The sequence below is a fragment of the Pseudomonas sp. H26/SER47-MNA-CIBAN-0231 genome (genome assembly GCF_040310465.1).
GTDB lineage: Bacteria > Pseudomonadota > Gammaproteobacteria > Pseudomonadales > Pseudomonadaceae > Aquipseudomonas > Aquipseudomonas atacamensis.
This window is the reverse complement of sequence record NZ_JBEOPW010000002.1, coordinates 104343-116624: the sequence shown is the minus strand read 5'-3', so window position 1 is coordinate 116624 and position 12282 is coordinate 104343. Positions and strand designations below refer to the sequence as shown.

11 protein-coding genes are annotated in these 12282 nt (G+C 59.6%); 9 read left to right on the top strand and 2 right to left on the bottom strand.

Annotated features, from left to right (window positions below; translation table 11 throughout):
- Positions 1 to 37 precede the first annotated feature (37 nt).
- Entirely contained in the window at positions 38 to 1891 is a 1854-nt protein-coding gene (locus AAEZ10_RS03395; RefSeq protein ID WP_350567681.1) for a hypothetical protein, read from the top strand.
- 127 nt (positions 1892 to 2018) lie between these two features.
- On the opposite strand, the gene uraH is transcribed toward AAEZ10_RS03395, so the two are convergent.
- The gene (gene uraH, locus AAEZ10_RS03390; protein WP_007944445.1) at positions 2019 to 2372 is read right to left on the bottom strand and encodes a hydroxyisourate hydrolase; all 354 of its coding nucleotides are present in this window, start codon (positions 2370 to 2372) and stop codon (positions 2019 to 2021) included.
- Between the two features lie 420 nt (positions 2373 to 2792).
- On the opposite strand from uraH, the gene puuE reads away from it, so the two are divergent.
- The 8 genes from puuE to AAEZ10_RS03350 all read left to right on the top strand — a co-directional run bounded on the left by puuE (position 2793) and on the right by AAEZ10_RS03350 (position 10944).
- Entirely contained in the window at positions 2793 to 3719 is a 927-nt protein-coding gene (gene puuE, locus AAEZ10_RS03385; RefSeq protein WP_024012213.1) for an allantoinase PuuE, read from the top strand.
- Positions 3716 to 4231, top strand: coding sequence for a 2-oxo-4-hydroxy-4-carboxy-5-ureidoimidazoline decarboxylase (gene uraD / locus AAEZ10_RS03380; protein WP_016773760.1), 516 nt, complete (start codon positions 3716 to 3718; stop codon positions 4229 to 4231). Before puuE ends, uraD begins: the two co-directional genes overlap by 4 nt.
- 87 nt (positions 4232 to 4318) lie before the next feature.
- The gene (gene alc / locus AAEZ10_RS03375; RefSeq protein ID WP_016773759.1) at positions 4319 to 5314 is read left to right on the top strand and encodes an allantoicase; all 996 of its coding nucleotides are present in this window, start codon (positions 4319 to 4321) and stop codon (positions 5312 to 5314) included.
- Positions 5315 to 5455: 141 nt separating this feature from the next.
- Positions 5456 to 5959: an ureidoglycolate lyase gene (locus AAEZ10_RS03370; protein WP_039763801.1), complete on the top strand. Its 504-nt coding sequence runs from the start codon at positions 5456 to 5458 to the stop codon at positions 5957 to 5959.
- Positions 5960 to 6010: 51 nt separating this feature from the next.
- Entirely contained in the window at positions 6011 to 7324 is a 1314-nt protein-coding gene (locus AAEZ10_RS03365; RefSeq protein ID WP_016773757.1) for a urate hydroxylase PuuD, read from the top strand.
- Between the two features lie 162 nt (positions 7325 to 7486).
- The gene (locus AAEZ10_RS03360; protein ID WP_039763799.1) at positions 7487 to 8839 is read left to right on the top strand and encodes a nucleobase:cation symporter-2 family protein; all 1353 of its coding nucleotides are present in this window, start codon (positions 7487 to 7489) and stop codon (positions 8837 to 8839) included.
- A gap of 162 nt (positions 8840 to 9001) precedes the next feature.
- Positions 9002 to 9787, top strand: a complete 786-nt coding sequence (locus tag AAEZ10_RS03355; protein ID WP_350567672.1) for an outer membrane protein OmpK — start codon at positions 9002 to 9004, stop codon at positions 9785 to 9787.
- A 371-nt stretch (positions 9788 to 10158) separates the two neighbouring features.
- Positions 10159 to 10944 carry an outer membrane protein OmpK gene (locus tag AAEZ10_RS03350; RefSeq protein ID WP_056784020.1) on the top strand — a complete coding sequence of 262 codons (786 nt, stop codon included), beginning with the start codon at positions 10159 to 10161 and terminating at the stop codon, positions 10942 to 10944.
- A 132-nt stretch (positions 10945 to 11076) separates the two neighbouring features.
- Here the strand turns inward: AAEZ10_RS03350 and AAEZ10_RS03345 are convergent, their stop codons facing one another.
- On the bottom strand, positions 11077 to 12249 hold the full coding sequence (locus AAEZ10_RS03345; RefSeq protein WP_071171519.1) for a patatin-like phospholipase family protein: 1173 nt from the start codon (positions 12247 to 12249) through the stop codon (positions 11077 to 11079).
- Positions 12250 to 12282: the final 33 nt, after the last annotated feature.

Below are 12282 nucleotides of genomic sequence, written 5' to 3'. Positions count from 1 at the left end.
TGCACGCGTCTGCGCGCTCTTTTACCGAGCATTCCCCATGGCCAAGTCACCCAAGAAAGTCCCTGCAGTAAAACCACCCACTGCCCCCGATGCTGGACATTCCGGCTCACCGCCTCTCGTCAGCCGTATGGGCCTGGACATGCCTGACGCCCTGCTTCTGGGCATCGATTCACCGGCCGTCAGTCAAGCGGCAAGCACATCTGCCGCAGCCAGAACACCGCCCACGGTTACCGTTCACGCCCTGCCGGATGCAACGGAAAACTTCAGCGCCACTCGTAACGCAATCGCCTGGCCGCAAGAGCGTTTCCACGAACTGGTACCCGTGGCGCAGAACGAAGGTTTGTTCACCGGACCGGATCAGCGCACGTACGCTCAGATCGCTAATGAAGGCCAGTTCGTCGTCGAGCAGGACGGGCAAGGCAATTATCATGTGCCTCTGACCTTCGCACCCGGTGTGCCCGGCCTGCCCCTGACCCGCCTCGAGGGTCAGACGACTTGGCAGATCCGGCGGCCCGAGAGGCTATCCAACCGGCCTGCATCCGCCACCCCCAACCTGCCCTCATACATCTCGCCGGCCGACGCCATGACGCTGAGCAAGCCTGAGCTGGCAACGGAGGGCCTTCGATACAACAGACTCAGGCAGACCTTCGTAACGACGGTGGACGGCACGGTCATGGTGCGCAAAAACAAGGATGGCGAATACCAACAAGCGTTTGCCTCGACGAGCAATGCACCCGACGTTTTCTTCGAGCAAATCCCCGGCACTGTTTTCTGGCGACAAAAACCGCCAGGGGCGAAGCCATCGCAAACGCCAGCCCAATCCAGCCAGCCAGGCGAACAGACCGACCAGGCAGCACCTGGCCCGAGCAAGCGTCCCCGACTTGCCGAAGCCGCAGAGACGCTAACCGCGTCGACAGCCAAGCCGTCCTCTGACAACGACCAGACGCCGTATTTCTGGCTTCCCTGGGGGCATCTGAACAAACCTGCGCACACCGAATCGGTACAGCTTGGCTGGCTGCATTATCCAATCGTTCCGGTTGGCTCGAATACGGCGCCCACCGTGTATTTCGTATGTCATCCCGAGTTTTTCCCGAGCGGTTTCGACGCTTTCGAGAACATGCTGAAAAACGCCCCCGAGCAACAGCCGGTGGCGACGTTTCGAATCGGCAGCGATCCAGGTGAAGTCCATCCGGGCAAACGCTTTTTCGAAGAGCCTATAACAACGTCCGTCGCTCGCGCGTTCCCTGATTTTTCGCAAGCGACAACGACAGCCGTTGCCCGCAGGTTATTCGAACTCGCCGATCATTCCCCGACGATTACCGGCACCGGTCTGATCAACGTTCAGGCCGTCTTGCATCAATGGAAACAATTGCCGTTTTCCACAGCACCTGATTTTGCCGACCCGCTGAATATGCTCGCCATAGCGCCGGACATCGATCTGGGGGGCAAGCGGCTTATCCCGATGCCTTCCCAGACCGACAGCGAATTGCAACGCCTGACCTTTGATCCACAGCACTTCTCCTCCGCCTGGAATCATTACAAGACCTATCCATCAGATCTGAATCTGCGGCGATTGCTCGGCGCGTTGCTGGTCGGCTGTGGTTACGAGCTGTTCCCACTGACCTATGAACACAGAATGCCGACGCTGGTATTCAAACGCGCCGGTCACGATCAAATCTTCTTTTTGAAACTGGGGGCAATCAGTCAAGCCGGCCTGACTCACGTTCCTGGCAACGAACTGACAGAACCGAGCTTGCCCGCCAGAATCGGTCAGGACGCCTTCAAGGCACTGACCGATGCAGCGGCGCAGAACAAAGTGGTATGGCTGATAGGAGGCGTATTGAAGGTCGCGTCCACGCCAGACTCGGTGTTCATTATTCGCGAGCGCTGACCCGAGACTCGACTGCGCCGGCAGTTGCGCCGTAAACACGCATAAAAAAAGCCCGCAGTGTGAGCGGGCGAAAGACCAAAGAAGCTATATGCGCAGTCGCTTCCCGGTGGGGGCAGCTGCTTGGGGGTCAGCTGCCCCGATACGTGGAATAGCTGTAAGGCGAAATCAGCAGAGGCACGTGATAGTGGTCCTGCTCGGCAGAGATGCCGAAACGCAGTACGACGACATCGAGAAACGCCGGCTCGGGCAGTTGTACGCCACGGGCGCGGTAGTAATCGCCGGCATGGAACTGCACCTGATAAACCCCGGTGCGATAATCGTCGCCTTGCAGCAACGGCGCATCGACCCGGCCATCGCTGTTGGTTGTCGCACTGGCGACCAATTCCAGGTGCGATCCTTCAACGCGGTACAGCTCGACCTTGATCGAGCTGCCCGGGCAACCGTGTGCAGCGTCCAAAACGTGTGTTGTCAAACGTCCCATTGATTCTGCGCGCCCGGCCGCAACAAGCGGTCAGACTTCGCGCCTCCCGAAGTCAGTTGAAAAGGAGACCGCACCGTTTCGGAGCACGAAACGCTGCGGCGAGCGACTGATTAAGACACTTTTCAAAAAAATTGTACACAATAAAAGCGACATTTTTCGCTTCACCCCCGCCATGCGGGTCTTTATCACCAATTCGCAGGCAAAGCGCCTGAACATTGAACCTTCTATTCATTAGCTGACTGGTCAGGCAGGTTTCTTGCAGGCTGGAACCATTAACAGCAAAAGATGACAGCCGGTGAAAAATGCGAAAATTCAGGCTTACAAAATGTAAATAAAGTTGTATACAATCAGCCCATCGCTGTGACGCCAGCCTGCCAGGCCGCCACACCAATCTGTCAACGTACAAGAAGGAAGACTGCAGTGAGCGCTGACTACCCACGCGACCTGATCGGTTACGGCAGTAACCCTCCTCACCCACACTGGCCGGGAAATGCCCGGATCGCCCTGTCCTTCGTACTCAATTACGAAGAAGGTGGCGAGCGCAACATTCTGCACGGCGACAAGGAATCCGAAGCCTTCCTCTCCGAAATGGTCGCCGCTCAGCCGCTGCAAGGCGCTCGCAACATGAGCATGGAATCGCTTTACGAGTATGGCAGCCGTGCCGGCGTCTGGCGGATTCTGAAGCTGTTCAAGGAATTCGACATTCCGTTGACCATCTTCGCCGTGGCCATGGCCGCCCAGCGTCACCCGGACGTGATCCGTGCGATGGTCGAGGCCGGCCATGAAATCTGCAGCCATGGCTACCGCTGGATCGACTATCAGTACATGGATGAAGCGCAGGAACGCGAGCACATGCTCGAAGCGATCCGCATCCTCACCGAACTGACCGGCGAACGTCCGCTGGGCTGGTACACCGGCCGCACCGGGCCGAACACCCGCCGGCTGGTCATGGAAGAAGGCGGTTTCCTCTACGACTGCGACACCTACGACGACGACCTGCCCTACTGGGAACCGAACAACCCTACCGGCAAGCCGCACCTGGTGATCCCCTACACCCTCGACACCAACGACATGCGCTTCACGCAAGTGCAGGGTTTCAACAAGGGTGACGATTTCTTCGAATACCTCAAAGACGCGTTCGACGTGCTTTACGCCGAAGGTGCCGAAGCGCCGAAAATGCTTTCGATCGGTCTGCACTGCCGCCTGATCGGCCGTCCTGGTCGCCTCGCTTCACTCAAGCGCTTTATCGAATATGCCAAAAGTCATGAACAGGTGTGGTTCAGCCGTCGCGTCGACATCGCGCGTCACTGGCAAGAAACCCACCCGTACCAAGGGACTGCAAAATGAGCCGCTTTCAAACCCTGCAACCGTCGACCCTGAGCCGCGACGCTTTCGTCAAAGCCTTCGCCGACATCTACGAACATTCGCCATGGGTGGCCGAAAAGGCCTACGACCTCGGTGCGGACGCTTCGATCGACGAGATCGAAACCCTGCACCAGCGCATGAGCGATATCCTGTTGAGCGCCGATCATGCCAGCCAGCTGGCCCTGATCAACGCTCACCCGGACCTGGCCGGCAAAGCCGCCGTCCAGGGCCAACTGACCGAAGCCAGCACCAATGAACAGGCTGGCGCCGGTATTCACCAATGCACGGCCGAAGAGTTCCAGCGCTTCACCGAGCTGAACGACGCCTACAAAGCCAAGTTCAAGTTTCCCTTCATCATGGCGGTAAAAGGCAGCAACCGGCATCAGATCCTCGCGGCGTTCGAAACGCGCATCAACAATTCGGTGGAAGCCGAGTTCAAATGCGCGCTGGCGGAGATCAACAAGATTGCCCTGTTCCGTTTACTGACTCTTTAGCAAGCCTGGCCCGAGCGTGAATGAACGCGCAAACGCCCAGGGCCCTGCGAGCATCCCCAGCCAACTTATCAAAGGCAGACAAGAAGAATGAAAGCTTACGCCGTACCTTTCGAAAAATACGTCAACCTGGCCGACGCCCGTTTGGGCACCAAGATCATTTCGGTCACCGATGACTGGTTCGCAGACGCCAATCGTCTGTTCCAACCGACCCCGGCCGTATGGAAGGAGGGCGTGTTCGATGACAACGGCAAGTGGATGGACGGCTGGGAGTCGCGCCGCAAGCGCTTCGAAGGTTTCGACAGCGCGGTGATCCGTCTGGGCGTACCGGGCTCAATCAAAGGCGTGGACATCGACACTTCATTCTTCACCGGCAACTACCCGCCATCGGCCTCGCTGGAAGCGTGCTTCCTGGCCTCGGGCGAGCCGGATGAAAACACCCAGTGGACCGAAGTGCTGTCGGCCGTCGAGCTGCAGGGCAACAGCCACCACTACCACGAAATCAGCAACGACAAAGCGTTCAGCCACCTGCGCTTCAACATCTACCCGGACGGCGGTGTTGCCCGTCTGCGCGTATACGGCATTCCGTTCCGCGACTGGTCCGCTGTGGGTGACAACGAGCAAGTGGACTTGGCAGCAGCCCTCAACGGTGGCCGCGCCCTCGCCTGCTCCGACGAACACTTCGGCCGCATGAGCAACATCCTCAACCCGGGCCGTGGCATCAACATGGGCGACGGCTGGGAAACCGCGCGTCGTCGCACACCGGGCAATGACTGGGTGATCGTCGCCCTGGGTCATCCGGGCGAGATCGAGAAGATCGTCGTCGACACCCTGCACTTCAAAGGCAACTACCCGGACACTTGCTCGATCCAGGGCGCGTTCGTCAAGGGCGGCACCGACAGCCAGATCGAAACCCAGTCGCTGTTCTGGCGCGAACTGCTGCCAAGCCAGAAGCTGGAAATGCACGCCGAACACACCTTCGTCGAGCAGATCAAGGCACTCGGCCCGATCACCCACATCCGCCTGAACGTGTTCCCGGATGGTGGCGTGAGTCGCCTGCGTGTATTGGGCAAGGTCGCTAAATAACACTGCAATGATCGTTCCCACGCTCTGCGTGGGAATGCATCACTGGACGCTCTGCGTCCGCTTTGGATGTGACGCGGAGCGTCACGGGCTGCACTCCCACGCAGAGCGTGGGAACGATCACTCAACGAAAAGAAGAACAGCATGCGCACACTGACGATTGAACCGCTGACCAAAGAAGCCTTCGCCCCTTTCGGTGACGTGATCGAAACCGACGGCAGCGATCACTTCATGATCAACAACGGTTCGACCATGCGCTTCCACAAACTGGCGACGGTCGAAACCGCGACGCCTGAGGACAACGCAATCATCAGTATTTTCCGCGCCGACGCGCAGGACATGCCGCTGACCGTTTGCATGCTGGAACGCCATCCGCTGGGCAGCCAGGCTTTCATTCCGCTGCTCGGCAACCCCTTTCTGATCGTGGTCGCGCCAGTTGGCGATGCACCTGTATCAGGCTTGGTCCGCGCCTTCGTCACCAACGGCAGGCAGGGCATCAATTACCATCGCGGCGTCTGGCACCACCCGGTGCTGACGATCGAAAAGCGGGATGACTTCCTGGTGGTTGATCGCAGTGGCACAGGCAATAACTGCGATGAGCATTTTTTCAAAGAGGATGAGCGGTTGATCCTCGCCCCCCACCAATAAGAGAAGGTCTGATCACTCGACAACAAGAGTGACAGGCGAGAGGTAAAGACTGTGGAAGCACATCTGTTGGAATGGCTGAACCTGAGCGTGCGCTGGGTTCACATGATCACTGGCGTGGCCTGGATCGGCGCGTCGTTCTACTTCGTCTGGCTGGAGAACAACCTCAACCGCGTCAACCCGAAAACCGGTCTGGCCGGTGATCTGTGGGCGATCCACGGCGGCGGCATCTACCACCTGGAAAAATACAAACTGGCCCCACCGTCCATGCCGGACAACCTGCACTGGTTCAAGTGGGAAGCCTACTTCACCTGGATGTCGGGGATCGCGCTGCTGTGCGTGGTGTTCTACTCCAATCCGGTGCTCTACCTCGTGGCACCCGGCAGTGGCCTCAGCGGTCCTGAAGGCGTGGCCATCGGTATCGGCTCGCTGATCGTCGGCTGGTTCGTCTACGACTTCCTCTGCGATTCGGCTCTGGGCAAGAAACCCGCCCTGCTCGGCTTCATCCTGTTCGTGCTGATCATTGCCGCCGCCTATGGCTTCAGCAAAGTGTTCAGCGGTCGTGGTGCGTACCTGCACGTCGGCGCGATCATCGGCACCATCATGGTCGGTAACGTGTTCCGCATCATCATGCCGGCGCAACGGGCACTGGTCGCGGCGATCGCCGAGAACCGCACGCCTGATCCGGCCCTGCCGGCCAAGGGTCTGCTGCGTTCGCGTCACAACAACTACTTCACCCTGCCAGTGCTGTTCATCATGATCAGCAACCACTTTCCGAGCACTTACGGCAGCCAGTACAACTGGTTGATCCTGGCCGGGATCGCGGTGCTGGCAGTATTGGTGCGTCACTACTTCAACACCCGTCACGACAGCCACAAGTTTGCCTGGACCCTGCCGGTGGCAGCGGTGGGCATGATCTGCCTGGCCTACGTCACTGGACCGACGCCGATGTCGACTGCACCTGAAGTGGCCAAGGCACCGGCGAAAATCGAGTACCAACCGCTGCCGGAGACGGCACTGGGCGGTGGCGCGAAACCGGCCGAAGCGGCGCAACCTGCGGCACCCGCAGCTCCTGCGGCGGCACCCGCGCAAGCCTCGAATGCCGGCCCCGGTTTCGACAAGGTGCACAACGTGATTCAAGAGCGTTGCACGGTGTGCCATTCGTCCAAGCCGACCAGCCCGTTGTTCAGCGCAGCCCCGGCCGGTGTGATGTTCGACACCCCCGAGCAGATCCGCCAGAACGCCGCGCGCATTCAGGCGCAAGCCATCACCACGCAGATCATGCCACTGGGCAACATCACCCAGATGACCCAGCAGGAACGTGACCTGATCGGTGCCTGGATTGCCCAGGGAGCGCAGACCAATTAATCGTTGAAAGCATCGCGAGCAGGCTCACGCCTACAGAGATCCTGTGGGAGCGAGCCTGCTCGCGAATAGCCGCCGCAACGCGGTCTCCCCTGATGCAAAGAAACAGCTGCAAGCAACCCGGCAGCTGTTAATCACAAGAATAAAAAAGATCCGAGGTGTTGCATGTCCGAGCTGTCCAAAGCGCGCATCCCCGACGCACCCGCCATTCAGCGTTTGCCCCTTTTGCAACTGATCCTGGTCGGTCTGCAACATGTTCTGCTGATGTACGGCGGTGCCATCGCGGTGCCGCTGATCATCGGACAGGCCGCTGGCCTGAGTCGTGAAGAAATCGCCTTCCTGATCAACGCCGACCTGCTCGTCGCCGGCATCGCCACTATCGTGCAGTCGCTCGGCATCGGCCCGATGGGCATTCGCATGCCGGTGATGATGGGCGCCAGTTTCGCTGCGGTCGGCAGCATGGTGGCCATGGCCGGCATGCCCGGCATCGGTCTGCAAGGGATCTTTGGTGCGACGATCGCCGCCGGTTTCTTCGGCATGCTGATCGCGCCGTTCATGTCCAAGGTCGTGCGTTTCTTCCCGCCGCTGGTGACCGGCACGGTCATCACCTCGATCGGTTTATCGCTGTTCCCCGTGGCCGTGAACTGGGCCGGTGGCGGGGTCGACGCCGCGCAATTCGGTTCGCCGATTTATCTGGCCATCGCTGCGCTGGTGCTGGCCACCATCCTGTTGGTTCATCGCTTCATGCGCGGTTTCTGGGTCAACATTTCCGTGCTGATCGGCATGTGCCTGGGCTATGTATTGTGCGGCGTGATCGGCATGGTCGACCTCAGCGGCATGGCCAGCGCACCGTGGATTCAGTTCGTCACCCCGCTGCATTTCGGCATGCCCAAATTCGAGCTGGCGCCGATTCTGTCGATGTGCCTGGTGGTGGTGATCATTTTCGTCGAGTCCACCGGGATGTTCCTCGCGCTGGGCAAGATCACCGGCCAGGAAGTCTGCCCGCGCATGCTCCGTCGTGGCTTGTTGTGCGATGCCGGCGCGTCGTTTTTCGCCGGTTTCTTCAACACCTTCACTCACTCCTCGTTCGCGCAGAACATCGGCCTGGTGCAGATGACCGGTGTGCGCTGCCGCTCGGTGACCATCGTTGCCGGTGGCCTGCTGATCGTCCTCAGCCTGTTGCCGAAAGCGGCGTTTCTGGTGGCATCGATTCCACCGGCGGTGCTGGGCGGCGCGGCGATTGCGATGTTCGGCATGGTCGCCGCGACTGGCATCAAGATCCTGCAAGAGGCGGACATCGGTGACCGCCGCAATCAGTTGCTGGTCGCGGTGAGCATCGGTATGGGCCTGATCCCGGTGGTACGTCCGGAATTCTTCGCCCACCTGCCGCTGTGGATGAGCCCGATCACCCACAGCGGCATCGCCATGGCCACCCTCAGCGCCCTGACGCTGAACCTGCTGTTCAACATCCTCGGCGGCAAAGAGCGTGCGGCGATCAATGATTGCCATGCGCACTGATTGAAACCACCACACCACCTGTGGGAGCGAGCCTGCTCGCGAAAGCACTGTGTCATTCAACATTGATGGCGACTGACACAACTGCTTCGCGAGCAGGCTCGCTCCCACAGGGACTACGCAACTGCTTGTGCCTCAAACAATAAAAACAACAGGGAGCAACAGATGATCCGCACGCAAAGCAACGTTCTGTTGAGTGGCGGCCTGCTGACCGCGAGTCAGGCCATGGCCGGCGATCTGCTGCTGTGGCAGAGCAACAGCCTCAGCTATCTGTACGGCAAGAACTTCGCGATCAACCCGTCCTATCAGCAGACGGTCACCTTCGAGCACGCCGACAAGTGGAAGTACGGCGACAACTTTCTGTTCGTCGACAAGATCTTCTACAACGGCAAGGAGGACCCGAACAAAGGTCCGCACACCTTCTACGGCGAGTTCACCCCGCGCCTGTCTTTCGGCAAGATCCTCGACCGCAAGATCGAGTTCGGCCCGATCAAGGATGTGCTGTTGGCGATGACCTACGAGTACGGCGAAGGTGAAAGCGAGGCCTACCTGATCGGTCCCGGCTTCGATCTGAAAGTGCCCGGCTTCAACTACGTCACCCTGAACATTTTCCGCCGCCAGACCGAAGGCCCGCGGCCCGGCGACGGTGTCTGGCAGATCACCCCCGCGTGGTCCTACAGCTTTCCGTTGGGCAATTCCGATGTGCTGATCGACGGTTACCTCGACTGGGTCGTCGACAACGACGAAAACTCACGCGGCACCTACCACGCCAACCTGCACATCAATCCGCAGATCAAATACGACCTCGGCAAAGCCATGGGCTGGAGCCAGAAACAGGTATACGTCGGCACCGAGTACAGCTACTGGAAGAACAAATACGGCATTGAAAACAGCCACTCGTTCGATACCAACCAGAACACTGCCAGCCTGCTGCTGAAGGTGCACTTCTGAAATGGCCCGCAACCGTGCGCCATGCCTATCGTCGGTGCTCTGTTGCGGGGCACTTGAGCCTTGGCCGAGGAGTCAGTATTCTCCGCGGCCTTCCGAATTCGCTCTAAAAAAAAGCCTGAATTCAATTTCTGACCGAAAAGCCAACTTATCCCGGCTGCGGTCAGTCCTGAGGCATCCCGAAAACACGCTCGTCGACTGTTTTTCAGCAGCCGAACGGGCGTTTTTTGGTTTTTCAAAAGCCTTGGCGCAGCTTTTGCTACCAGCATTCAAAGCTGACCGATCGGATGAAATTTGCGGTACGAAAAAAGGCGCCACATCAGAGCGCCGATCTTAAAAAAATAACGTGGAACACCTACTTTGGGAGCAACCGAATGAAACGTATGTGCACCAGCCTGATGCTGGCCGGATCGATGTTCGCCGGCGGCCAGGCGATGGCCGAAGGCCTGCTGCAGTGGCAGAACAACAGCCTGACCTACCTGTATGGCAAGGACTTCCAGGTCAACCCGCGCATTCAGCAGACCGTGACCTTCGAGCACGCCGATGCCTGGAAGTATGGGGACAACTTCCTGTTCATCGACAAGATCTTCTACAACGGCAAGGATGATGGCGGCGTCGGCTCCAACACCTACTACGGCGAGCTCAGCCCGCGCCTGTCATTCGGCAAGATCTTCGATCAGAAACTGGCCTTCGGCCCGGTGACTGACGTGTTGCTGGCCATGACCTACGAGTTCGGTGAAGGCGATACCGAGTCGTACCTGATCGGTCCGGGCTTCGACCTGGCGATTCCAGGCTTCGATTACTTCCAGCTGAACTTCTACCAGCGTCACACCCAGGGCGCACGCGCCGGTGACAATGTCTGGCAGATCACCCCGGTGTGGTCCTACACCATTCCGGTGGGCAAATCGAACATCCTCATCGACGGCTTCATGGACTGGGTGGTCGACAACGACTCCAATTCCAAGGGCGACTACCACGCCAACCTGCACTTCAACCCGCAGGTCAAATACGACTTGGGCAAGGCGCTGAATTTCGGCGAGAAGCAGTTGTATGTCGGTGTCGAGTACGACTACTGGTCGGACAAGTACGGGATCAAGGACAGCCAGTACTTCAAGACCGATCAGAGTACCACGAGCTTCCTGGTCAAGTTCCACTTCTGACCCGGCGGCGTCCTCCCCGACGCCTTCGCGAGCAAGCTCGCTCCCACGGTGGTTCTATGTTGACTGCAAATTGCGCATTCAATGCAAAACCCTGTGGGAGCGAGCTTGCTCGCGAACAGGCTCACCGTAATTTCAGGCAGGAGCCACCGCTTCAGATATCCGCAAAAACCGGCACAGTTCCTCACGCTTGGCCAACGCATCCCGCCGCCCCAACTCGATCAACTCGCTGCAATACCCCGCCTCGAACAGCAGGTAACTGAGCACCCCCGCCCCGCTCGTCTTCGTCGCCCCCGGCCCGCGCAGAAACAGGCGCAACGCCGCTGGCAGCTCCTGACGATGCCGTGCGGCGATTTCGTCGATCGGCTGACTCGGCGCAATCACCAGCACTTCCACCGGCGCCACACCCAGCGCACGGGTCGGCGTGCCGGTCGGGAGCAAATGACTGAACTGATTCAGACGCTGCAGCAGCTCGATATCGCTTTCCAGACTGTCGATAAACGTGCTGTTGAGCATATGCCCGCCGATCTGCGCCAGCGTCGGTTGCTGGCCGCTGTAGGCGCGCTCCAGCGGCTGCTGCGGATCAACGCCGCGCGGGTTGCCGCTGACGCCCACCACCAGCACGCGACTGGCACCCAGATGCAGCGCCGGGCTGATCGGCGCCGACTGGCGTACTGCGCCGTCACCGAAATATTCCTCGCCGATTTTTACCGGCGCGAACAACAGCGGGATCGCCGAACTGGCCAACAGGTGATCGACCGACAATTGCGTCGGCACGCCAATGCGGCGGTGCCGCAGCCAGGCGTCGATGGTGCCGCCGCCCTGATAGAACGTCACCGCTTGCCCCGATTCGTAGCCGAACGCGGTCACCGCCACCGCATGCAATTGCTTGCGCGCGATGGATTCGGCGATGCCGGGCAGGTGCAGTTTTTCCTCGAGCAGTTCGCGCAGCGGCGAACTGTTGAGCAGCGCCACCGGCATCTGTCGACCGAGACCGAGCAGGCTGTGGCTGACGAAGCGGCTGGCTTGATGGATGACTCCAGGCCAGTCGCTGCGCAACACGCGGTGGCTGCGAAAGCCCTGCCAGAACTGGGTCAGGCGTTCGATGGCGGCGCGAAAATCCGTGGCGCCACTGGCCAGGCTGACCGCATTGATCGCCCCGGCCGAGGTGCCGACGATCACCGGAAACGGATTGTCCGCGCCGACCGGCAGCAACTCGGCAATCGCCGCCAGCACCCCGACCTGATAAGCCGCCCGAGCCCCGCCGCCGGAAAGAATCAAACCTGTGACCGGTTCAACAGGACTCATCGCAACACTCCACAGTGCTTGTCAGTACGGGTG

What these genes read in the sequence shown, in the direction of transcription:
- AAEZ10_RS03395 (WP_350567681.1), top strand. Translation starts at nt 38, where the DNA reads ATGGCCAAGTCACCCAAGAAAGTCCCTGCAGTAAAACCACCCACTGCC.
- uraH (WP_007944445.1), bottom strand. Translation starts at nt 2,372, where the DNA reads ATGGGACGTTTGACAACACACGTTTTGGACGCTGCACACGGTTGCCCG.
- uraD (WP_016773760.1), top strand. Translation starts at nt 3,716, where the DNA reads ATGAGCCGCTTTCAAACCCTGCAACCGTCGACCCTGAGCCGCGACGCT.
- alc (WP_016773759.1), top strand. Translation starts at nt 4,319, where the DNA reads ATGAAAGCTTACGCCGTACCTTTCGAAAAATACGTCAACCTGGCCGAC.
- AAEZ10_RS03370 (WP_039763801.1), top strand. Translation starts at nt 5,456, where the DNA reads ATGCGCACACTGACGATTGAACCGCTGACCAAAGAAGCCTTCGCCCCT.
- AAEZ10_RS03360 (WP_039763799.1), top strand. Translation starts at nt 7,487, where the DNA reads ATGTCCGAGCTGTCCAAAGCGCGCATCCCCGACGCACCCGCCATTCAG.
- AAEZ10_RS03355 (WP_350567672.1), top strand. Translation starts at nt 9,002, where the DNA reads ATGATCCGCACGCAAAGCAACGTTCTGTTGAGTGGCGGCCTGCTGACC.
- AAEZ10_RS03350 (WP_056784020.1), top strand. Translation starts at nt 10,159, where the DNA reads ATGAAACGTATGTGCACCAGCCTGATGCTGGCCGGATCGATGTTCGCC.
- AAEZ10_RS03345 (WP_071171519.1), bottom strand. Translation starts at nt 12,249, where the DNA reads ATGAGTCCTGTTGAACCGGTCACAGGTTTGATTCTTTCCGGCGGCGGG.